This window comes from Coprobacter sp., assembly GCF_982436375.1.
In genome coordinates this window covers 20,017-42,920 of record NZ_CEWDCG010000001.1, presented here as the reverse complement: position 1 = coordinate 42,920, position 22,904 = coordinate 20,017, and the positions used below count along the sequence as shown (strand labels likewise).

General features: G+C 40.0%; 17 protein-coding genes and 1 tRNA gene. 9 read left to right on the top strand and 9 right to left on the bottom strand.

Going from position 1 to position 22,904, the window contains the following annotated elements; translation table 11 throughout:
• The first annotated feature begins 187 nt into the window (after window positions 1-187).
• The 7 genes from AC1WHX_RS00180 to creD all read left to right on the top strand — a co-directional run bounded on the left by AC1WHX_RS00180 (window position 188) and on the right by creD (window position 8,888).
• Window positions 188-574 carry a DUF6769 family protein gene (locus AC1WHX_RS00180; protein ID WP_022600680.1) on the top strand — a complete coding sequence of 129 codons (387 nt, stop codon included), beginning with the start codon at window positions 188-190 and terminating at the stop codon, window positions 572-574.
• A 109-nt stretch (window positions 575-683) separates the two neighbouring features.
• Window positions 684-1,835: an efflux RND transporter periplasmic adaptor subunit gene (locus AC1WHX_RS00175; RefSeq protein ID WP_481228784.1), complete on the top strand. Its 1,152-nt coding sequence runs from the start codon at window positions 684-686 to the stop codon at window positions 1,833-1,835.
• A 15-nt stretch (window positions 1,836-1,850) separates the two neighbouring features.
• A complete protein-coding gene (locus tag AC1WHX_RS00170) occupies window positions 1,851-4,940 on the top strand; it encodes an efflux RND transporter permease subunit (RefSeq protein ID WP_122338428.1) in 3,090 nt (1,029 codons plus the stop codon).
• On the top strand, window positions 4,937-6,112 hold the full coding sequence (locus AC1WHX_RS00165; RefSeq protein WP_302544820.1) for a TolC family protein: 1,176 nt from the start codon (window positions 4,937-4,939) through the stop codon (window positions 6,110-6,112). The genes AC1WHX_RS00170 and AC1WHX_RS00165 overlap by 4 nt, the downstream gene beginning before the upstream one ends.
• Window positions 6,113-6,558: 446 nt before the next feature.
• A complete protein-coding gene (locus AC1WHX_RS00160) occupies window positions 6,559-7,176 on the top strand; it encodes a hypothetical protein (protein WP_031258362.1) in 618 nt (205 codons plus the stop codon).
• A complete protein-coding gene (locus tag AC1WHX_RS00155; RefSeq protein ID WP_009319153.1) occupies window positions 7,176-7,478 on the top strand; it encodes a winged helix-turn-helix domain-containing protein in 303 nt (100 codons plus the stop codon). Before AC1WHX_RS00160 ends, AC1WHX_RS00155 begins: the two co-directional genes overlap by 1 nt.
• 63 nt (window positions 7,479-7,541) lie before the next feature.
• A complete protein-coding gene (gene creD, locus AC1WHX_RS00150; protein ID WP_302544821.1) occupies window positions 7,542-8,888 on the top strand; it encodes a cell envelope integrity protein CreD in 1,347 nt (448 codons plus the stop codon).
• Between the two features lie 66 nt (window positions 8,889-8,954).
• Here the strand turns inward: creD and phoU are convergent, their stop codons facing one another.
• The 3 genes from phoU to AC1WHX_RS00135 form a co-directional block, all read right to left on the bottom strand.
• A complete protein-coding gene (gene phoU, locus AC1WHX_RS00145; RefSeq protein WP_031258360.1) occupies window positions 8,955-9,623 on the bottom strand; it encodes a phosphate signaling complex protein PhoU in 669 nt (222 codons plus the stop codon).
• A gap of 162 nt (window positions 9,624-9,785) precedes the next feature.
• Window positions 9,786-12,299 (bottom strand): glycosyl hydrolase family 95 catalytic domain-containing protein, encoded by a 2,514-nt coding sequence (locus AC1WHX_RS00140; protein ID WP_302544822.1) that lies wholly within the window; start codon window positions 12,297-12,299, stop codon window positions 9,786-9,788.
• A 367-nt stretch (window positions 12,300-12,666) separates the two neighbouring features.
• Window positions 12,667-12,741: transfer RNA gene (locus AC1WHX_RS00135), tRNA-Val, on the bottom strand.
• A 148-nt stretch (window positions 12,742-12,889) separates the two neighbouring features.
• On the opposite strand from AC1WHX_RS00135, the gene purB reads away from it, so the two are divergent.
• Window positions 12,890-14,236, top strand: coding sequence for an adenylosuccinate lyase (gene purB, locus AC1WHX_RS00130; RefSeq protein ID WP_122304066.1), 1,347 nt, complete (start codon window positions 12,890-12,892; stop codon window positions 14,234-14,236).
• 129 nt (window positions 14,237-14,365) lie between these two features.
• On the opposite strand, the gene AC1WHX_RS00125 is transcribed toward purB, so the two are convergent.
• On the bottom strand, window positions 14,366-14,746 hold the full coding sequence (locus AC1WHX_RS00125; RefSeq protein ID WP_009319158.1) for a MerR family transcriptional regulator: 381 nt from the start codon (window positions 14,744-14,746) through the stop codon (window positions 14,366-14,368).
• 10 nt (window positions 14,747-14,756) lie between these two features.
• Entirely contained in the window at window positions 14,757-15,728 is a 972-nt protein-coding gene (locus tag AC1WHX_RS00120) for a M23 family metallopeptidase (RefSeq protein ID WP_009319159.1), read from the bottom strand.
• A gap of 356 nt (window positions 15,729-16,084) precedes the next feature.
• Between AC1WHX_RS00120 and alaS the strand changes: the two genes are divergently transcribed.
• The gene (alaS, locus tag AC1WHX_RS00115; protein WP_302545121.1) at window positions 16,085-18,706 is read left to right on the top strand and encodes an alanine--tRNA ligase; all 2,622 of its coding nucleotides are present in this window, start codon (window positions 16,085-16,087) and stop codon (window positions 18,704-18,706) included.
• A 110-nt stretch (window positions 18,707-18,816) separates the two neighbouring features.
• Here alaS and AC1WHX_RS00110 read toward each other — a convergent pair whose 3' ends face one another.
• The 4 genes from AC1WHX_RS00110 to cdaA all read right to left on the bottom strand — a co-directional run bounded on the left by AC1WHX_RS00110 (window position 18,817) and on the right by cdaA (window position 22,903).
• Window positions 18,817-19,128 carry a heavy-metal-associated domain-containing protein gene (locus AC1WHX_RS00110; protein WP_009319161.1) on the bottom strand — a complete coding sequence of 104 codons (312 nt, stop codon included), beginning with the start codon at window positions 19,126-19,128 and terminating at the stop codon, window positions 18,817-18,819.
• Between the two features lie 36 nt (window positions 19,129-19,164).
• Window positions 19,165-21,381 (bottom strand): TonB-dependent receptor, encoded by a 2,217-nt coding sequence (locus tag AC1WHX_RS00105; RefSeq protein WP_302545122.1) that lies wholly within the window; start codon window positions 21,379-21,381, stop codon window positions 19,165-19,167.
• A 210-nt stretch (window positions 21,382-21,591) separates the two neighbouring features.
• Window positions 21,592-21,990 (bottom strand): hypothetical protein, encoded by a 399-nt coding sequence (locus AC1WHX_RS00100; protein ID WP_022390500.1) that lies wholly within the window; start codon window positions 21,988-21,990, stop codon window positions 21,592-21,594.
• Window positions 21,991-22,132: 142 nt separating this feature from the next.
• On the bottom strand, window positions 22,133-22,903 hold the full coding sequence (gene cdaA, locus AC1WHX_RS00095) for a diadenylate cyclase CdaA (RefSeq protein ID WP_022390499.1): 771 nt from the start codon (window positions 22,901-22,903) through the stop codon (window positions 22,133-22,135).
• Window position 22,904 lies beyond the last annotated feature (1 nt).

The window sequence follows — 22,904 nt, the reverse complement described above, 5'->3', positions numbered from 1 at the left end:
AAATAAATATTTAATTATAAGCTACTTTACTTACAAAAAATGCAAACACGAACACCGACAAAAGTTCTTGGCCCGAATGGATCAAACATTCTTGTTAAAAATAAAAAAACACGAGTATCCATTTTCCTAATCCGATCTTTTGTTACTACCTTTGTACACAAAGAGCAATTGCACAGGAACTATTTTAATGAAAAAAAAAGTACTTCTACCTTTTCTTTGGTTAGCGGCATGCTGCATGTTGCTCGTTACAATTGTGCCTCATCACCACCATATCGACGGTAGAATATGCTTGCAATTATCCGAAATTCCCGAAAACGGACAAAATCGGGATATTACACACCGGCCTGACTGTGAAACTGACTGCCTTGCGCGTTTTGCCGCTTACCGGACTTCTACCGGAAATCCCGACCTCCAGTCAAATATTTTCATTGCACTTCCCGCAACAATCACTTCTTTCGATTTCAGACCGGACGAAACGGAATGTACAACGTTGCCTATTCCTCATAAAGACTTTTGCATTTCTGAATACAAAGGCCTCTCTTCCGGATTACGAGCTCCACCCCATTTAATCTGATTATATATAAAACGACAATTTTCAATTTTATCGTGTCGAGATTTTATTGTGTACGATAAGTAACGAGTAGTCCGTCACGAAATATTATCAGATTAAAAACAAATTTTCAATGAAACATATTATAATATGTATTATTGCCTCGGCTTATTTTTTTGCCGGATGCAATAACAATACCCCCAAAGACATCGATCACGAACATCAACAAAACGAAGTCGATACTGATCACGAACATGAAGACGAAATAATTTTTACCGAAGAAAAAGCTCAAGCAGCAGGTATAGTCATATCGGAAATACAGCCCAAGACATTCCGAAATGTCATTAAAACATCCGGACAAGTTCTTGCCGCGCAAGGAGACGATATGACTATTGCAGCAACCTCTTCGGGAATAGTCTCTTTCGGGAAAGCATCCCTTACCGAAGGTTCTGCCGTAAATAAAGGAACAATATTGCTTTCTATTTCAGCCCAGAACATACAGGACGGAGATCCGGCTGAAAAGGCTGAAATAACTTACCGAACCGCCCAAAAAGAATATGAACGTGCGGCCATCCTTTATCGAGATAAGATCATATCCGAAAAAGAATATAACCAAGCATTGAGTAGTTATGAAACGGCTCGTGTCGCATGGAAAGCCACAGCCGGACATCAGGGGAACAACGGCATTGCAATTACATCTCCGATGAACGGATTCATCAAAAGTAGGCTGGTTAATGACGGAGATTATGTCGAAATCGGTCAACCGTTACTAAACATTTCTCAAAATCGCCGGTTAATGTTGAAGGCCGAAGTTTCAGAACGATATTATCAATTCCTTCCGACACTAACCTCCGCCCATTTTAAAACTCCGTATAATGACAAAGTCTATACATTAGAAAGCCTGAATGGAAAATTAAAATCATACGGACGCTCCTCCGACAACGGGTCTTTTTATCTTCCGGTCATATTCGAATTCGACAATAAGGGAGACATTATACCCGGATCTTATGTCGAAGTCTTTCTTTTATCCGGAAATATAAATAATGTAATAACTGTTCCGGTAACAGCCCTCACCGAAGAGCAAGGAAGTTATTTCGTATATCTCCAACTCGATAAAGAAGGATACAAAAAACAAGAAGTTACTCTCGGAGTCAATGACGGGAAAGAAGTACAAATCCTTTCAGGAATAAAACCCGGAGACCGTGTCGTAACCAAAGGCGCTTACCAAGTAAAACTTGCGGCAAACAGCAGCATTATTCCCGAAGGTCATTCTCACAGCCATTAACAGGAGGAACAGATTATGCTAAATAAAATTATCAGCTATTCGCTGCATAACAGGTTATTAATACTTTTTGCAGCCATACTTTTATTTTTTATCGGCAGTTATACTGCCATGAAAATGGAAGTGGATGTATTTCCCGACCTGAATGCCCCTACGGTCGTAATTATGACCGAAGCTCCGGGCATGGCTTCTGAAGAAGTAGAACGCCTCGTTACTTTTCCGGTAGAAACGGCTGTTAACGGGGCTACAGACGTACGCCGCGTGCGCTCCTCTTCGACAACGGGGTTCTCTGTCGTATGGGTAGAATTCAACTGGGGCACGGACATATATCGAGCTCGCCAGATTACTTCCGAAAAATTGGCAGTAATGAGTGAAAGCTTACCGGCAAATGTCGGGACTCCTACTCTCGGACCGCAATCTTCTATATTGGGAGAAGTCATGATACTCGGCATCACATCCGATTCTACGTCTTTACAGGATTTACGTACTTTGGCCGACTGGGTAATCAGACCGCGACTTCTCTCCACCGGTGGTGTCGCCCAAGTAACGGTTATCGGAGGAGAAATCAAAGAATACCAGATATTGCTCGACCCGGCCCGCATGAAGCACTACGGCATAGGACTGAACGAGGTCATGAACACGACCCGGAACATGAATCAAAATGCAAACGGTGGTATATTATACGAATTCAGTAACGAATATATCGTCAGAGGTGTAGTTTCGACAAATCATATCGATGAGCTGTCCAAAGCAGTAGTAAAGACAATAAACGGCATTCCGGTTCTACTTGAAGACATTGCAGACATTCAAATCGGAAACAAAGCGCCCAAACTCGGTATGGCTTCAGAGAAAGGAAAACCTGCCGTATTGATCACGGTTACCAAACAACCGAATACCAGTACGCTCGAACTGACAGAAAAACTAGATCAGTCCGTTGCAGAATTACAAAAAAATTTGCCGGCAGATATTCACATCTCCACCGATGTATTCCGGCAATCCCGTTTTATCGACAATTCGATCGATAACATACAAAAATCTCTGTTCGAAGGTTCTGTTTTCGTCATAATCGTCTTATTCTTTTTCTTGATGAATTTAAGGACTACCGTTATATCTTTAGTTGCCTTGCCCCTTTCCTTATTGGTATCGATACTGACTCTTCACTTTATGGGACTTACTATAAACACGATGAGTCTGGGAGGTATGGCAATTGCAATCGGCTCTCTGGTCGATGATGCGATAGTCGATGTAGAAAATGTATATAAACGATTACGAGAAAACCGCCTGTTACCGGAAAACGAACGCAAACGTCCGATAGATGTAATTTTCGAAGCATCCAAAGAAGTACGTATGCCGATACTCAACTCAACACTCATCATTATCGTCAGCTTTGTTCCCCTATTCTTTTTAAGCGGTATGGAAGGACGTATGTTGATGCCTCTCGGTATTTCATTTATCATAGCTCTATTTGCTTCTACAGTAGTAGCTCTTACCCTGACTCCGGTACTTTGCAGTTACCTGCTGACCGACACGAAAAATGATAAAAAACTCTCCCGTGAACCGTGGGTCGCTCGAAATCTGAAACAGGTATATGAACGAGCTTTAGTGTGGACTTTACACCACAAAAAAGCGGTTTTAGGATCGACTATCGGATTATTCATCGTTTCTTTGGCACTATTCTTCACATTAGGACGAAGTTTTCTACCTCCGTTCAACGAAGGTTCGTTTACCATAAATATCAGTACGTTACCGGGAATTTCTCTTGAAGAATCGGATCGAATCGGACAGAGGGCAGAACAATTACTGTTATCTGTCCCCGAAATCAAAACTGTAGCCCGAAAAACCGGACGTGCAGAACTGGATGAACATGCCTTAGGGGTAAACGTTTCTGAAATAGAAGCTCCTTATGAACGGGGAGAACGTTCTCATGAAGAAATGATTGCCGACATCCGAGAGAAATTGGGAAGTTTGCCCGGAGTAAACGTAGAAATAGGGCAACCGATATCTCACCGTATCGATGCCATGCTATCCGGAACACAAGCAAAAATCGCAATCAAGCTGTTCGGTGATGATCTGAACAAAATGTTTTCTTTGGGCAACCAAATAAAAGCGGCAATAAAAGATGTCGAAGGAGTCGTCGATCTGAATGTAGAACAGCAAATCGAACGCCCACAACTTAAAATCAATCCGAAACGCGACATGCTTGCCAAATACGGCATCACACTGCCCGAATTTACCGAATTCATCGATATTGCATTAGCCGGGGAAGTTGTATCTCAAGTATACGAAAACGGACGGTCATTCGACCTTACGGTAAAGGTCCGGGATGACGAACGGGACAAAATCGAAAAAATAGCAAATCTGATGATCGATGCAAACGGGACAAAAATACCGTTATCTTATGTAGCAGACATCTCTTCTTCATCCGGCCCGAATACGATAAACCGGGAGAATGTCAAACGCAAAATCGTAATTTCTGCAAATGTTGCCGACCGGGATTTGCACGGGGTCGTAAAAGATATACAAGAAAAAATAAATGCAACAATAAAGCTACCAGAAGATTATCATATTGAATACGGTGGTCAGTTCGAAAGCGAACAAGCCGCATCCCGGACGTTATTACTGACGTCAATGATTTCGGTATTGGTAATATTCCTATTACTCTATCACGAATTCAGAAATGCAAAACAATCAGGCATTATCTTGCTAAATCTCCCTTTAGCCTTGATCGGCGGAGTTATCATGCTGAAACTGACATCCGGAGAAATAAGTATTCCTGCAATTATCGGATTCATCTCGCTATTCGGTATCGCTACCCGTAACGGAATGCTGCTGGTATCACACTACAACCATCTTCAAAACGAAGGCTATAATCTGAAAGATACCATCATACACGGATCATTAGATCGTCTTAACCCGATCTTAATGACAGCCCTGTCTTCCGCTCTTGCTCTCATTCCGTTGGCAATAGGTGGAGATCTACCGGGAAACGAAATCCAAAGCCCGATGGCAAAAGTAATTTTAGGCGGATTATTAAGCTCTACCCTATTGAACGCATTTATCGTTCCCATTGTTTATCAGATTATGAACCATAAAAAAAGCGACTTATGAAATTCTATATAATTGTCTTCTTGTTGTTCTGTGCCGGAAATTTAGCGGCACAGAACAACATCGAATCGATACTCAGATCTATCGAAAAAAACAATAAAGAATTACAAGCCAGTGAACAACTGACCCTTTCTAAAAAACTGGAAGCAGCAACAGAAAACACTCTGCCCGACCCAAATGTATCATACGAACGGAAATGGGGAAAACCGGCCTCGATAGGAAAAACCGGAGAGCTGTCGGTATCGCAGAGTTTTGACTTTCCATCGGTATATGTTCATAAAAACCAGCTCTATGATCTAAAATCAGACTTGTATGATCAGCAAAAACAGATCATCCGCCAGCAAGTGTTGCTTAATGCAAAAACAATCTGTCTCGATCTGGTTTCTCTCTTTCAACAACAAAAGTTACTGAGCCTCAGGCTTCAGAATGTACAGAAACTCTCGGCCCTGTATCAGAAACGGTTATCTACCGGTGATGCAAATATCTTGGAGACCAACAAAATAGAATTAGAACTTTATAATATAAAAACACAAATGCGGTTGATAGAAACCGAACGGAATAATAAACTTAAAGAATTACAAACTTTAAATGGAAATTTACCGATCGGAGAAGAGCTAACCGATTATTCCCCTGTGGATTTTCCGGAAAATTTTGAAATTTACAGTCAAGAAGCCATAGCCGCTGACCCTGAATTACGTTCACTCGAAAACGAACTGAAAGTAGCTCGAAAAAATATTTCGCTAAGCAAATCCCTATGGTTTCCTAAATTCGAGATCGGTTACATACGAGAAATGGAGCCCACAGATAAATATAACGGCATATCGTTCGGTATTTCTATTCCGCTATTTGAAAACCGAAACAAAATAAAACAGGCAAAAGCGTTAAGCGGATATACTCAAATGCAAATAGAAAACACCCGCCTGCAAAGTCTTTCTACTTTGCGACAACTCTATGATCAGGCGACCAATTTAAAAGTCTCTATGCAAGAATACAACAAACTGTTACAATCCCAAAAAACACTCTCTTTACTCAACAAAGCCCTTGAAAACGGTCAGCTCTCGATGATAGAATATTTTATCGAAGCAAATCAGGTGTATGAGAGCATGCAAAATTATTTACAATTAGAAAACCAATATCAGCAAATCGTTTCTCAAATGTATCGATACAAGTTGTAAAAATTAACAAAAAGTTGCGCTATAACATCAAAATGTAGAAAACGGTTGTTTTCCTTACTTCTTTTTTTATATCTTTATAACTTGATCGTTATATCCGATGGAATAACATGATTTTGTGAACAAAAGAGATTAGCATCATCTGATTTTTGCATGGCAGTGATTATCTTTCATAATCGGACTACTAAACTTTCGCTTCAAAAACACTGTAACCGATAGATGAGTTTTACCGACCAATAGCAAAACAGAAAAATGATCTTGTTTCTTTTGTAATGACAAGTAAAGACTGTTCCGGAATTTCGGAACAGTCTTTTTATTTTGCAAAAAGATTCTATACGATACATACTTCTCCAGTTCTTTTCTCAGATAAAAAAATACGTAAAAATTTGTTTTTACAATTTTTTTATGCAACTTTGCAAAACAAAGTACTTTATTATTACAGAAACAAAATGGAAAATAAAGAAGTAATAAGCACATTAAGCGAAATAAAAAACCTGATGGAGAAGTCTTCCAAGTTTCTCTCATTAAGCGGTTTATCTGCAATTTTTGTCGGCATATACGCCTTTATCGGAGCTTACATTGCCTATTACATACTTGACCCTACAAAAATTACGACCTTAAACATTAACACACCCTACCGATTACAAATCATCGTCATTCTGGCACTGATACTATTAACTATATCATTAATAACAGCATTTTATCTTTCTTGGATAAAAGCAAAAAAGAATGGTCTCAGGCTACGATTAGATTCAATATCCATACGTCTGTTAATCAACTTCTTTGTCCCGTTATTAGCTGGAGGAATCCTTTGTTTCTCTTTACTGCTGCAACAACATTACGGTCTCACATCTTCTATCATGTTGATATTTTATGGTATAGCTTTAATCAACGGTTCGAAATATACCTATTCAAATACCCGTTATCTGGGGTACGCAGAATTGATATTAGGGTTGATAGACAGCTTTGTCCCCGGATACGGATTGCTTTTCTGGGTTGCTGGATTCGGACTATTTCATATCATCTACGGAGTCTTCTTTTACCTGAAATATGACCGAAGAAAATAATGAAGCCTAATCTCGAACATATCAATAAAGCCTTTGAAAGCAAAGCCCGATTAGGGATTATGTCGATCTTAATGGTAAATGATTCCGTTGATTTTACCACCATCAAGAATTTGCTCGATTTGACCGATGGTAATTTGGCAAGTCACTCCCGAAATTTAGAAGAACTCGGATACATAAAAAGCAATAAACAATTCATAGGGCGCAAACCCAATACCAGATTTTCCATTACTGCCGAAGGACGGGAAGCTTTCATTTCCCACATTCGGGCTTTAGAAGATTTTTTAAAAAGTCAAAACCTATAATTTTTTTATTCATAAACTTTGTAATACAAAGTACTTTTTAATTATTAATTAAAATATTCGACTATGGAACAGACCGAATTGACTCCGATTCAGGAAGAAGTAAGAAAGAGAAACAACAAAAGCAATGCTGTGACAATCAAGATTATTCTAATCGCTTTACTAATTATCGCCTTGATCATACCGATTACGATGGTACAGAACATGATCACGGAAAGGAATAGAACGGCAAATGAAGCATCTGCAGAAGTACAGCAAAAATGGAGTAAACCTCAAAACATAACCGGTCCGATGTTAGTAATTCCTTATAAAGAATATATCGAGCAAGAAAATAAAACGAGACAAGCCGAAATACGGTATTTATATATCTTACCGGAAGAGCTGCATATTTCAGGAAATTTAGAAACAGAAGACCTGAAAAGAGGATTATACGATATTGTCGTTTATCGTTCATCTCTCAAACTTACCGGCTCATTCGATATTGCATACTTACAGCAAAAAAAGATCACCGGACAAGAATTTCTCTTAAATGAAGCAAAACTGATAGTAGGTATCTCAGATTTACGCGGCATCACTGAACAAGTAGAAGGGAAATGGAAAAACGAGACTTTGTCTTTTAATTCCGGAGTAGATAATCTTCTTATCTTTTCAGGGGTATCTTGCTCCGTATCATTATCAGATAGAGACGAAGATGTACCGTTCAATATAGATCTCCGGATAAAAGGTTCTGAATCGGTGATGTTCACCCCATTGGGAGAAACGACTCTCGTCTCCCTAAAATCAAACTGCTCGACACCCAGCTTTACCGGAGCATTTCTTCCTGAGAGCAGACAAGTTTCCGAAAACGGATTTTCAGCAACTTGGAAAATCTTGAATCTGAACCGGAACTATCCGCAAGTCTTCACCGCCGAAAAATGGAATATAGACTTAAATGATTCGTCTTTCGGAGTAAATCTTCTCCTACCCGTCGATCAATACCAAAAATCAATACGTTCTATAAAATATGCATTCCTAATCATCATTCTCACTTTCGTAATCTGCTTTTTTGCCGAGGTTTTACAGAAGAAAAATATCCACCCGTTCCAGTACCTGTTAATCGGTCTGGCGTTATGCCTGTTTTATACTCTTTTAGTATCCATCTCCGAACATCTTAACTTCTCCCTTTCCTATGCAATAGCGACAATAATGACAATCGGGTTGCTCACATTCTACCTAAGCGGAATATTAAAAATCAAAAAAACAGCGATAACAATAGGAGGGATGTTACTATTATTATATACTTATATATTTATCCTCATCCAAATGGAAATTTATGCACTATTAGTCGGAAGTATAGGATTATTTATCATATTGGCGATCATCATGTATTGTTCTCTGAAAATAAACTGGAATACTCCTATAAATAAAAGATAAAATATAAAAAATACGGGTGATCATCTTTTGAATAATCACCCGTATTTTTTATATCAAACATATATCCTATTTTTTAGTAGAATGCTTCAAGACTTTAGCGTCCAAATAAAAAATTATCTCTTCCGCCATATTATTGCAGTGATCGCCTATACGTTCCATTTTCCGAATAATTCCTATCAAATGAAGACACTCATCTGCCCGGTCGGGTTTATCTTGTATATAGCGAGCGACAATATGAGTAGCCTGACGATTAATCTCATCGACCCTGTTATCCATATCGAAAATTCCTACGGCAATAGAAGAAGATTCCTCCGTAAGAGCTTCTTTTCCTTTTTCCATCATTTTCTTAATCGTATCCAGCATCTCACGCAAATTGGTTTTATCCAATAATTCCGCATCTACGCTGATTTGCGGATAATCGATAACAAATCGAGACATTCCCTCACAAAAATCAGCGATACGTTCCAGGTTAGTATTGATTTTAAGCATCGCCAATACAAATCTCAAATCTACAGCAACAGGAGTATACAAACCGATAATATCCTCACAATCACTATCTATTTTCAACTCAAAAGCGTTCACTCTTTTTTCCCGGTAAATCACCTCTCGTGCAAGGTCTTTATCTAAAGATAGCAACGCCTCTCCTGCCCGATTCAACTGCGAATAAACCAAAGTCCACATTTCAAGGACTTCATCTTTCAAATTTTCCAGTTCTTTCTCTATATATCTCATTATATCCGATCTTTTATCGCATTATACTAAAATAATGCAAAAGGACAAAATAGATATTACAATACAATGACAAAATCAAAAAAATATTATCAAAAAACTTAAATGCTCTTACAATAAAACAAGAATAACCTCCTATAATCCTACCCCCCAAAAACATTATTACTCCTAATTTTCCAAAATTCGGAATAACGAATTATCATAAATTAAAGAATAACTTTTGCCGGCTTTTGTATCGAAATTCACCATAGAATCTTTATAACGAATGCTACACATTCCCCCTGATCCAGACCGAATAACAGCCTTAACAAGCTCTCCTTTTTCCCAATGAATATCAACCTCAAAATTTCCTCTTGCGCATAACCCTATGACATCCCCAGAAGCCCATTTATCCGGAAGCGCCGGCAACAAATGAATAAATCCCATGTGGCTCTGCATCAACATCTCTATTATTCCGGCAGTCCCTCCGAAATTACCATCGATCTGAAAAGGCGGATGCATATCCCACAAATTATCGGCCGTGCCGTTTTTCAAAAGATTCTGAAATAAAAGATATGCATGGTTACCGTCATGCAGACGAGCCCATTGATTTAACTTCCATCCCATACTCCAGCCGGTAGCACCGTCACCTCGTTTTTCCAATACGATCCTCGATGCCGTGGAAAGCTCCGGAGTCGTAATCGGAGAGATAGTGCGTCCCGGATGCAGTCCGAACAGGTGATTTACATGACGGTGTTTATCCTTAGGATCATCTATATCTGCAGACCACTCCATCAGTTGTCCGTAACGACCGATCTTATAAGGCATCAGTTTATTAAGAACCTCTTGCCACTCTTCTCTCTCCGAAGCATCGACATCAAGAATCTTGCTCGCCTCGATAGCATCCAAAAGAATCTCTCTCACAACAGCATGAGCAAAAGTAGCACCCTGATCGACAGGTCCATGTTCAGGAGACGTTGATGGCGCTGCTGCATAACTCCCGTCAGGTTTATACCATAAATGGTCCACTGCAAATTCTGCACTGCCTTTAATCAGCTCATACCCCGTAGTTCGCAAAAAATCCTCATCCCGAGTATAATCATAATACTCCCATACATGAGTCGCCAGCCAAGGCCCTGCTACAAAGCTGAAATTCCATGACATGTCCCGACTGCTCAATGGAGAAGTGAAGCCGAATATATTCGATGAAACAGATGTAGTCCAGCCTCGAGTGTCCGGACCATAATAAGCTTTTGCCGTACGTTCTCCCGGTTTTACCAATGTACGAATATACTCGATCAACGGAGTTTGACATTCGCTCAAATTAGCCGGACAAGCCGGCCAATAGTTCATCTGCAAATTAATATTATTGTGATAATCTACCCGCCAAGGACCTTCTACATTATTATGCCAAAGTCCTTGTAAATTTGCCGGGAGATTACCCGCACGAGAAGACGCGATAAGCAAATAACGACCGAATTGAAAATAAAGTTCTTCCAAATAATGATCCGAAATGCCATTCCGATAATTCGACAGCCGCATGTCGGTAGGAATATCGGAAACAAGTTTACTCTCATTCAAGTCTATCTTCACTCGATCAAAAAGAGCGGAGTAATCTGCCCGATGGGCATTATAAACCGCATCATACCCTTTTGCCAATGCAAAATCAAGATTATTCTGTGTCGTCATAACGGGATCGACTCCTACATAAGCTCGGTCATCGTTAAAATCCGGGTTATAATTCATTTTATAATCGGTATCTCCCGCCACATAGAATGTTACATTATCAGCCCCGATTACCTTAATCGCGCCATTTTCCACCGTCACCGTACCACTTTCCGCTACTGCTCTTGCCCGAATGACAAACTGCATACCGTTACTGTCGAGACGACCGTTATAAACAATACCGGTAGTTCCGTCTGCTTCAACCGATCCGGAAGCCTGAGGATTCGCCACATACCGGAAAGTCAGATTTTGTCGCCCCGGTCTTGTACATTCAAATCGATATATCATTATACTGTCAGGATATGAACTGAAAAACTTACGGTAAAAACAAGCCCCTCCTGCATTGAACTGTACGACTACCAAGGCTGAATCGAGAGAGAGTATCCGCCGATAATCGGATATTTCGGACTCTGCGATTCCCGTATCGATATGAAACTCACCCATAGTAGTAAAACTCCCGAAACGAAAAGACTCCTCACTATCCGGTTCATACCCGCATTTTCCATTAAAATTATTCCGGGTCAACTCCGTAGCAACGGAATTAATTCCTGAAAACTGAATAAAAGAATGCCGTATCTGATCCAAAACTTTATACCCCTCCTTATTGGCATCCCAATAATATCGTGCACCTCCAGGAACATTAGGACCTCCTTTCCACAAAGATTTCTCATTCAATGTTATACGTTCTGTCTCAACCGATCCCAAAATATTTCCTCCGAAACTGCCATTCCCTATCGGAAAAGATCGCTGTTCCCACGCAAAATCGGGATTAGAGCCAGAGTTCCCGTTATTCACAGTCCAAATTTCTTTCCCCGAAAGATCATTCGGAGTATCGAACCAAACAGATAAACCTTTAGTATAATCGACCGTATCGCAAGCGATTGCAACAGAAGTTTGTTCTGCATAACATTCTTCGGCTTTGATATATACACACGATAACAAGAAAATGCATCCAGCTGCCACTACAACTCTTCTCATGTATAATTTAGATTTAGTTCAAAGAATAATCATCAACAATATTTAGAGCCTATCTAAATTTTCCGACAAAAAATATTATCAGGTCATTTTTGTGTTTTCTTCCGGTCTTTTCCCCCGTTTTCCCTCGTCAAATAGCTCGCTATCATCCTCGTAAAAATAGAAAAACATACACGAAAAAAATTCTCAAAACCTGACCCGAGTAAAATTTAAACAGACTCTTATTGTATAGACAATCCATAATTAGAAAAAACGACTTTTTATGAATAGTCTTCTAACATCCGAAAGCTTAACCGATCTTTTTGATTTCCGGACAAACACAAAAAAAAGTGAAAGCATGTCTTACTCGACATGCTTTCACTTTAGAAAGTGGGCGTTGACGGATTCGAACCGCCGACCCTCTGCTTGTAAGGCAGATGCTCTGAACCAGCTGAGCTAAACGCCCGGAGGATTGCTTATCAAAAGCGAGGCAAAGGTAAGACATTTTTTTTAACCTCAAAACAAAATCTTCCTTTTTCTGCAAAAAAAACGTTTTTTTTTGGGGAAATCAGACAGATAAGTTACTTTTGCAAAAGAAAATGAAAAACCTTCTTATGGAACTGACAACCCTTACTGCAATCTCGCCCGTTGACGGGCGTTATCGGGGTAAAACCGCCCCTCTTTCCGAATATTTTTCAGAATTTGCCCTTATCCGTTACAGGGTACGTGTAGAAATCGAATATTTCATTGCTCTATGTGAGCTCCCTCTACCGCAGCTGGCAAATATAAACTCTGATATTTTTCCGAAATTAAGAGCGATATACAATGATTTTACAGTAACCGATGCCGAACGAATCAAAGCAATCGAATCGGTCACAAATCATGATGTAAAAGCCGTAGAATATTTTATCAAAGAAAAGTTCGATGCGTTAGGAGGACTTGAAGCATACAAAGAATTCATACATTTCGGACTAACATCTCAAGACATCAATAACACTTCTGTTCCTCTATCTATAAAAGAAGCTCTGGAACATGTTTATTATCCGATGCTCGAACAAATGATCGGTCTGGCAAAAGAGTATGCCGAAGCATGGAAAGATATTCCTATGCTGGCAAAAACTCACGGACAACCGGCATCACCCACTCGTCTGGGAAAAGAAATGATGGTCTTCGTTTACCGCCTCGAACAACAGCTGAACGCCTTAAAACAGATTCCTATCAGCGGAAAATTCGGAGGGGCCACCGGCAACTTCAACGCCCACCATCTGGCTTATCCGGAATATGATTGGAAAATTTTCGGAGCTCGATTCCTTAAAGAAAAGTTAGGCATCGAACGTGAAGCATGGACTACCCAGATATCCAATTACGACAATTTAGCCGCTTTATTTGACGGAATGCGTCGAATAAACACAATATTGATCGACCTTGACCGGGATTTCTGGCAATATATTTCTATGGAATATTTCAAACAGAAAATCAAGGAGGGAGAAGTCGGCTCTTCTGCCATGCCGCATAAAGTCAATCCGATCGATTTCGAAAACTCTGAAGGAAATCTCGGAATAGCAAATGCCATACTCGAACATCTTGCTTCAAAATTACCGATCTCACGATTGCAAAGAGACTTGACCGATTCTACCGTACTACGGAATATCGGTGTACCCCTCTCCCACATGCTCATCGCACTGCAAAGCACGATGAAAGGGCTCGGGAAACTGCTTCTTAATGAAAAAGCAATTTACAACGATCTCGACAACATGTGGAGTGTCGTAGCAGAAGGTATCCAAACAGTTCTTCGCCGCGAGGGGTATCCTAAACCTTATGAGGCATTAAAGGCTTTGACCCGAACCAACGGTATCATAAATGAAGAAGCTATACATGCGTTTATCGATACTTTGAATGTTTCGGACAATATCAAGGCCGAATTGAAAACCATCACACCACACTCCTATACAGGGATGTAATATATTTATAAATATAACAAAAGCCACAAGAAATCTCCGACAGAAATTCCTGTGGCTTTTGTTATCATTCAAAACCGGACCAGTAAAAAATAAGAGAAAAACCGCCTGTATAAGTTTTACAATAAAAAATCACAAATCAGCCTCATCCGATTCATTGTGACCGGAAACATCGATTTTTGCCAACTCATTCCGTATTCCGCAAAGCTCTTCACGAACACTCTTTAAACGTGATATGATCTCATTACTCCGGATAACCCCAGATCGGTTTTCTCTTAACTGTTTCTTTGCGCCGGCAAGGGTCAGGCCTTTCTCTTTCAATAGATAATAGACTAACCGGACATTATCAATATCTTCCTGATTATAAAAACGTACCCCCCTTGAAGAACGACGAGGTGTAATAATATCAAACTCGTCTTCCCAATACCGGAGAGTAGATTCGTTTACCCCGAAATATTCAGCGACATCTCCGATTGTATAATAAATCCGTTTCTGTTTCTTCTCCGTATCCATTCTTCAAAAATTAATCCATTACCCGTCCTTGATTTTCGGCAATCTGTATCATGCGGTCATAGTCAGCAGGACTCAAATCAAAGAAATAATAGTTAATCGGATTATCATGTTTGCCTTTATAAATTACTTCATAGTGAAGATGAGGGCCTGTCGATTTACCAGTATTCCCCACTAAACCGATCTCCTCTCCCCGAATAACCTTTTGTCCGTTCCGCACAGAAATATGGCTCAAATGAGCATAACGGGTTTTATATCCATACCCATGATTGATGACAATCGTTTTTCCATACCCCTGTTTCCAACCAGTCTCGACAACCGTACCGTTTCCCGTAACATATACCGGAGTTCCGATATCTGCGGCAAAATCCATCCCCTCATGAAATTTACGGGTTTTATAAATAGGGTCTATGCGCAGCCCATATCCCGAAGCCGTTCGCTTCAAATCTTTGTTCGACACAGGCTGAATTGCCGGCAAGCAATTTATCCTATCTTCATTCTGCTGTCCCAATTTCACCAATTCATTAATCGAATTAGTCTGCACATATAACTGTCTGTTAAGCTGTTCAACCTTCTGTGTCGTAGCAACAACCAAATCTGCATCCGAAAGGTTCATCAAATCCTGATAACGAGACACATTATCCGTTCCGGCATTCCAAACTGCCGCACTAATCGGATCTGCTTGCAAAATAACCCGGTACAGATTCGCATCTCTTTCTCTTACATCGGCCATAACATCCAGAGCTTCATCCAAACGACGAGAAAGCAACTTATATTGAGACCGCATCTGCTGATTCTCCCGTTTCAACATTTTCTCACGGGGAGAGTCCACAAAATAGTTCAACACCGAAAACAAAATTCCTCCCAATATAATTCCGCTCAACAAATGACGAAAAACCGTAGCCATACGTTTTCTGAACGATGGATACACCCGTTCATAACTCAACGTATTGGGATTATATACATAAAAGACTTTTTTTCTCATAACATTTTGCTCAATACATTCGGGTCATAATCACCGGCAAGACATACCGTCCCCGTTCTATAAAACGCAAAATACCGATATATTAATACCTGTCTTTCCTGAAAAAACATATTTTTAACAGCAAACTAAAAAACAGGGAAACAGACCGAAAACAAGCCTGAAAAAAAACGACAAAACTACTTTACCGGAATTTTTAAACAGGCTCTTAGTAATTTTTTGCGCAACAATAGCCACAAAAATAATATTTTAGGCTATTTTTGCAAACTGTTTTTCAGAATATTAAATAACGACAGACTTATTTATCGGCTCTACTGAAAAACAACTGCTTAATAAACGTAAACTATAAATCATTAAATATGCTCACAGCTAAGGAAATTCGCGAATCGTTCAAGAACTTTTTCAACTCCAAGGGACACCAGATCGTTCCTTCCGCTCCCATGGTAATAAAAGATGATCCCACATTGATGTTCACCAATGCAGGAATGAACCAGTTTAAAGATATTATTCTCGGAAATGTTCCGGCACGTTACAAACGGGTCGCCGACTCCCAAAAATGTCTTCGGGTCAGCGGAAAACACAATGATCTCGAAGAAGTAGGATTGGATACATATCACCACACTATGTTCGAAATGCTGGGGAACTGGTCGTTCGGAGATTATTTTAAAAAGGAAGCTATAGACTGGGCTTGGGAATACCTTGTGGATATTCTCAAAATAGATCCGAACAGGTTATATGCCACCGTATTCGAAGGTTACGCCCCCGAAGGTCTGGAACGTGACAACGAAGCAGCATCGTATTGGGAAAAACATCTCCCCGCTTCTCATATCATAAACGGAAACCGTAAAGATAATTTTTGGGAAATGGGCGATACCGGCCCTTGCGGTCCTTGTTCCGAAATACACATCGATTTGCGAAGCGATGCAGAGCGGGCTCAAATAGACGGTGTAACGTTGGTAAATGAGAGTCATCCTCAAGTAATAGAGATATGGAATCTCGTATTCATGCAATACAACCGTAAAGCCGACGGATCTCTCGAACCTCTGCCGGCCAAAGTTATCGATACCGGAATGGGATTTGAACGCCTTTGCATGGCTCTACAAGGAAAAACATCGAACTATGACACCGATGTATTCCAACCGATAATCGGAGCAATCGGGCAACTATGCGGCAAAAAATACGGAGAAGACCGGCAAGCCGATATTGCCATGCGGGTTATTGCCGACCATGTGCGCACCATAGCGTTTTCTATCACCGACGGACAATTACCGTCAAATGCTAAAGCAGGATATGTAATTCGTCGCATCCTTCGCCGTGCCGTACGTTACGGGTACACATTCCTCGGTCAACATCAAGCGTTTATATATACGCTCATACCGACTCTTATCGATACGATGGGAGATGCCTACCCTGAATTAATTTCTCAAAAGATATTGATCGAGAAAGTCATTAAAGAAGAAGAAGAATCTTTCTTACGCACTCTTGCTACCGGGATGAAATTGTTGGACAAAGTAATGGCAGACACCAAAGAAGCCGGAATGGATTGCATCAATGGAAAAGACGCATTTACTCTTTACGACACTTACGGATTCCCGCTCGACCTCACCGAATTGATTCTTAAAGAAAACGGATTATCGGTAGATACAAAAGAATTTGATGCTCAAATGCAACAGCAAAAAGAACGGGCACGAAACGCTGCTGCTATCGAAACCGGAGACTGGGTAATCGTAAAAGAAGGTGAACCTCGTTTTATCGGATACGATTTTACCGAATGTGATGCAGAAATACTCCGTTATCGTAAAATCAAACAAAAAAATAAAGAATTATATCAAATCGTTCTCGATCAGACCCCGTTCTACGCAGAAAGCGGAGGACAGGTAGGTGATACCGGAACTTTAACCGGCGAAGGCGAAACGATAAAAATAATCAATACGAAAAAAGAAAATAACCTGAGTATTCACATCAGCGAAAAGCTCCCGAAAGACATCACCGCTACACTTCGGGCGGTTATCAATAAAGAAGCCAGACTTGCAACAGCTTGCAATCACTCGGCGACTCATCTGCTGCATGAAGCTCTTCGCACGGTACTCGGCACACATGTAGAACAAAAAGGATCATTGGTAACGCCCGATATACTGCGTTTCGATTTTTCTCATTTCCAAAAAGTAACTGATGAAGAATTGCGATTGGTAGAACAACTTGCTAATCGGAAAGTTCGTCAAGCTATCCCTTTGAACGAGCACCGCAATGTTCCTATTGCAGAAGCAAAACAAATGGGAGCAATGGCGCTATTCGGAGAAAAATACGGAGATGAGGTTCGAGTTATCCAGTACGGTTCTTCTATCGAACTCTGTGGAGGTACTCACGTTGCAAATACAGGAAATATCGGTATGATCCGTATCATTTCCGAAAGTTCTATCGCTGCCGGCGTACGTCGTATTGAGGCTGTCTCCGCTGCAAAAGCCGAAGAGCTGGTCGATTTCCAACAAGACACATTAAAAACAATCCGACAAATTTTCAACAATGTTCCGGATATTACCGCTGCTATCAGAAAAGCGATAGATGAAAATGCTGATTTGAAAAAACGGACAGAAGAATTTATCAAAGAAAAAGTCGCTTTGATGAAAGAATCTCTACTGAAAAATATGAAAGAACGTTCGGGAATGAAAATCATACTCCTCAAAGCCGCAACTCCGGCAGAGGTAGTAAAAGATATTGCTTTCCAAATACGAGGTGAAGTTCCCGAACACCTTTTATTCGTTGCAGGAACAGTAGATGAGAAAAACAAGCCGTTACTTACCGTAATGTTAAGCGATGACCTTGTTTCTGCAGGGCTTAATGCATCGGCTCTCGTTCGTGAAGGAGCAAAATATATACAAGGAGGTGGTGGAGGACAGCCTCATTTTGCTCAAGCCGGAGGGAAAAATCCGGAAGGAATATCCGTAGCCATAGATAAAATTATTGCACTGGCAGAGAAATAAATTTTAACAGCAAAAAGCCGTCATTTTACGATTAAAATGGCGGCTTTTAGTTTAATGAAAATTTAGAATGGCTCTTTATCGATAGCCATGTTTCATCATATAATACAGCTTTATTTCTTTTTCTCTTTCTTGGTTTCTTTTACAAATTCTGCCTCATAATTGAACTTTTTGAATCCTTCTTTCAATTTTTCAACAGTCGTTTTATCAGCATCATAGGTAATCGAAGCCGTCTTTTCTTTTAAATCGGTAGAGATCTCTTTTACTCCTTTCTCAAAACGGATATTGTCTTTTACTTTCCGTTCACAATTTTCGCAATACATTTGAGGAACTTTAAACACGACTATCCGGAGATCTTTCGCCACAATCACCGTCACACTCAATAATGCCATTACTAAAACGGCTGTAAATCTTTTCGCTTTCATAACTTTATTTCTTTTTTATTAAACATATTGATTTCTCTAATTTCGAGCCCAGTTAAAACGAATTCCTATATAAGCTTTCGCCCCGTGTACAGGCCCCCATATCATCGTAGAGTCAAAATTTTCTCCCCACGGATTGGCCGCATCGATAATCGGATTTTTCTGTTTAAAATTCGTCAGGTTCTCTCCGCCCACATAAATAGACCAACGACGGAAGTAACGTGTAATTTGCACACTAAGCTGCTCAAAAGAACCATAGCGGGCACTCCATGAAGGAGTCCCATCTTCCAGAATATACCGACTCGGCATCCGACCGCCTCCGTTCAACTGAAGAGTCGCATCAAATTGCCATATTTCAAGAGGTGTCTTATAGGATGCCGTCACCAGTCCTTTATACCTGCTTGTCAAAGGTCTTTCTTTAAGCTCTCCGTTATAAGTAGTCTTCGCATCTGTAAAACGATAAGCCGCCGTAAGAGTAAAGCCTTTGAAAAGAGGATAATTCGCCTCTACCTGAAAAACATGAGAATAAGAACGTCCATTCAGATTATAAAATGCTATTTCATGCGGATCTGTATCCATATCTACAACTACTTGCTTCAAAAAATCCGTATAATAATATTCTGCATTAAGGTTTAAGGTCTTACCGAGCAAAGGGATATACGACGAAATACTTGCTCCGTAATTACAAGCCTCCTCTTGATCCAAATCTCCAGCAATTCTTACTTTTCGACTGCTGGCAAGCAAATAATTATTTTCTGCCAACACATGATTGGTTCGATATCCTTTCCCTGCCGAAAGACGGAAATTTACAAACTCATTCGGATTATATTTGACATGTGCCCGAGGGGTAACAAAAAAACCGTGCATACTACTGTAATCTCCTCGTATTCCACCCATAAGTATCAATTTATCTTCCAAGTTATAGGTATATTGCACATAAGCTCCCGGAACAGATTCTTTTTCAAAAGATTTAAGACGAGGGAGCTTTACATCGTTCGTCAAACGGTATCGCTGATCATATCCGTCATAATTAAAGCTCAAACCGGTAGAGAGGCTATGCTGTTTACTAAATTCAGTCTCGAACAATAACGAAGCATACACATTGGTCTGATCCACATCATAAAGTTTATGCCCATAAACGGCATCCTGATTATGAAAAGTTCCTTGGAGAATAAGAGCCAGATTAGTATTCTTTTCTTTATTAAAGATATAAGCGTTTTTGGTAAAAGCTTCATAGCGTCGAGTATCGATTCCGATTTTATACAACTCCTGTCCCGGATTTCCACCATGATTTACCTGACCGCTATTCCGCCATTCAGAAAGAGCTTTAATACCGGCTTGAAAAACATAATGATCTCCCATATATGCCCAACGATTCCAAAGATTATATTGCTCTACTCGAGGAATATCCGCAAAACCGTCATGATTGGCATCATGAGCCATCGTTTCATTTTCATAATGAGCTAAAAGCGAAGTACTCCAACGCTTAGACAGCTTTAATGTAGCATCGGCATTGGCCTCATAACGCCCCGTACTGCTGGCAAACAGATTGGCAGAAACCCAGTCAGCCTCCGGCAACTGAGGTTTTTTAAATTCGACATTAATCTGTCCTGTAATAGACTCGTATCCGTTTTTGACAGACGAACTACCTTTACTCACCTGAATACTCTGCATCCACGGACCGGGAATATATCCCAGCCCATAAGGAGCTGCAGCACCTCTGTAATTAGGGATATTCTCGGTCATCATCTGCACGTATGTACCGGACAACCCCAATAACTTAATTTGCTTCGCACCCGTAGCAGCATCTGAATAACTCACATCGACAGATGGATTTGTTACAAAACTTTCACCCAAATTGCAACATGCCGCACGACTTAATTCTGCACTACTGATAATATCGACATTCATGGCACTACTTCTTAATTTCGTAGTTCCGAACCTGCGTCTTACGACATTAACCTCGCCTAAAGACAATCCCTCACGTAGAACTATTTCCAATTTTACATTTTCACTATCGACATGGATCGTATCATTTTCAAACCCTATATAACTAATAACCAACGTTTCGCTATCCTTAGGTTTATCAACAGAAAAGCTTCCGTCTTCGGCAGTAACCGTAAAAATCTTTGTATTGACCCATGCTACATTAGCTCCGGGTAACGGCTCTCCTGCACTATCTTTAACAACACCCCTTACCTTAGCCTGTACCGGGTACAAAAGCAAAAAGAAAAATATTAAAAATATATATTTCATATATGACAGTTTATTTATTACTCAAAAACTCAGTCTTTCCATAACGCCCATAATCACAAAGCCTTTCCCGTTCATTGAGATATGTCCGGCAACTCGACTTGCAATAGGGGAAATACAAAATCACGCATCTTAAAATAACTCAAGACACGCTGCACAGGAACAAGCAGACTCTTCCCAAAGAGACATTTGCTTATCCCCATACAATAAATTCTAAATAAGAAAAACTGAATAAAGAGCAAGATAATAACGTGTACATACCGGATTAGGAGGAATATCCCGTATCTCGACACGTTCGGAATCAACAGATGAAAGATTTTTTTTCACATCTGGCGACAAATAACAGAGAATTTGCGCAAAAGGAACAGAAACAGAACATCCACAAGACTGTTTCACCAAATCTACCTTATAAACAGTGGCAGAACATCCTTCATCCCCACAAGAGTCATTCGATAAAGAATTTGTATCACGGCATTTTTCACAACCGGCAACACAGCATTTCTGTTCCGCTTCACATCCGGGACAGCAATAGTGCATAATAGAAACTCCTACTCCCGCAAAAACGATCAGCAGAGACAACGAAACAGCCAATATATAACGAAAACTTCTCATAGTACGCTGCAAAAATAAAAAGATTCGTTCGTTATGACCATTTAATTTTCCCTTTTTATTTATTACATTTATTAAATATATAAATATACAATTACTTAATTATCTCACCAAAAATTACGATTCTACGTCCTTGAAATAACAATTATTCTGCAGTTTCGGACAAAAAATGTTCCAAGTCCTTACCAGAAAGACGCAAGTGCAATTTACCATTACGTGCAGCCGAAATGTTTCCGGTTTCTTCCGATACGATAACAGCCGTAGCATCCGACTCTTGAGTAATACCCAATGCCGAACGATGCCTCAATCCCAAAGACTTAGGAATATCGTTATTATGAGACACTGGCAATATGCAGGCAGCCGCCACAATACGATTATCCGCAATAATCATAGCTCCGTCATGCAAAGGACTGTTCTTAAAGAAAATATTTTCTATAAGACGCGAATTGACATCGGCATTTATAATATCTCCCGTCTGCTCATAAGCTGTAAGCGCCATATCTTTCTGTATTACGATAAGAGCACCGGTTTTGGTCTTGGACATATTCATACACGCATACACTAAAGGCATGATATAAGATTGCTGATCTGTATTTTTTTCTTTATCGGGGAGGAATAATCTGAAAAAGAACCGCCATCGTTTATGAGATCCCAATTCGACAAGAAAACGACGGATTTCATCTTGAAACAAAATAACTAAAATCAAGACCCCGACACTTACCAGCTTATCCATTATCGCCCCGAGCAAACGCATATCCAAAATCCGAGTAACAACGACCCAAACTCCGATAAAGGCCATAACACCGGCAAAAATATTGATCGTGCCGGAATCTTTCATCATCTTGTAGATATTATAGAGCAACAAGCCGACAAGCAAAATATCTAAAGCATCTTTTATTCCGAAATGAACAAACATA

Coding starts and splice junctions, on each gene's coding strand:
- AC1WHX_RS00180 (WP_022600680.1), top strand. CDS start 188: ATGAAAAAAAAAGTACTTCTACCTTTTCTTTGGTTAGCGGCATGCTGC.
- AC1WHX_RS00175 (WP_481228784.1), top strand. CDS start 684: ATGAAACATATTATAATATGTATTATTGCCTCGGCTTATTTTTTTGCC.
- AC1WHX_RS00170 (WP_122338428.1), top strand. CDS start 1,851: ATGCTAAATAAAATTATCAGCTATTCGCTGCATAACAGGTTATTAATA.
- AC1WHX_RS00165 (WP_302544820.1), top strand. CDS start 4,937: ATGAAATTCTATATAATTGTCTTCTTGTTGTTCTGTGCCGGAAATTTA.
- AC1WHX_RS00160 (WP_031258362.1), top strand. CDS start 6,559: ATGGAAAATAAAGAAGTAATAAGCACATTAAGCGAAATAAAAAACCTG.
- AC1WHX_RS00155 (WP_009319153.1), top strand. CDS start 7,176: ATGAAGCCTAATCTCGAACATATCAATAAAGCCTTTGAAAGCAAAGCC.
- creD (WP_302544821.1), top strand. CDS start 7,542: ATGGAACAGACCGAATTGACTCCGATTCAGGAAGAAGTAAGAAAGAGA.
- AC1WHX_RS00140 (WP_302544822.1), bottom strand. CDS start 12,299: ATGAGAAGAGTTGTAGTGGCAGCTGGATGCATTTTCTTGTTATCGTGT.
- purB (WP_122304066.1), top strand. CDS start 12,890: ATGGAACTGACAACCCTTACTGCAATCTCGCCCGTTGACGGGCGTTAT.
- AC1WHX_RS00125 (WP_009319158.1), bottom strand. CDS start 14,746: ATGGATACGGAGAAGAAACAGAAACGGATTTATTATACAATCGGAGAT.
- AC1WHX_RS00120 (WP_009319159.1), bottom strand. CDS start 15,728: ATGAGAAAAAAAGTCTTTTATGTATATAATCCCAATACGTTGAGTTAT.
- alaS (WP_302545121.1), top strand. CDS start 16,085: ATGCTCACAGCTAAGGAAATTCGCGAATCGTTCAAGAACTTTTTCAAC.
- AC1WHX_RS00110 (WP_009319161.1), bottom strand. CDS start 19,128: ATGAAAGCGAAAAGATTTACAGCCGTTTTAGTAATGGCATTATTGAGT.
- AC1WHX_RS00105 (WP_302545122.1), bottom strand. CDS start 21,381: ATGAAATATATATTTTTAATATTTTTCTTTTTGCTTTTGTACCCGGTA.
- AC1WHX_RS00100 (WP_022390500.1), bottom strand. CDS start 21,990: ATGAGAAGTTTTCGTTATATATTGGCTGTTTCGTTGTCTCTGCTGATC.
- cdaA (WP_022390499.1), bottom strand. CDS start 22,903: ATGTTTGTTCATTTCGGAATAAAAGATGCTTTAGATATTTTGCTTGTC.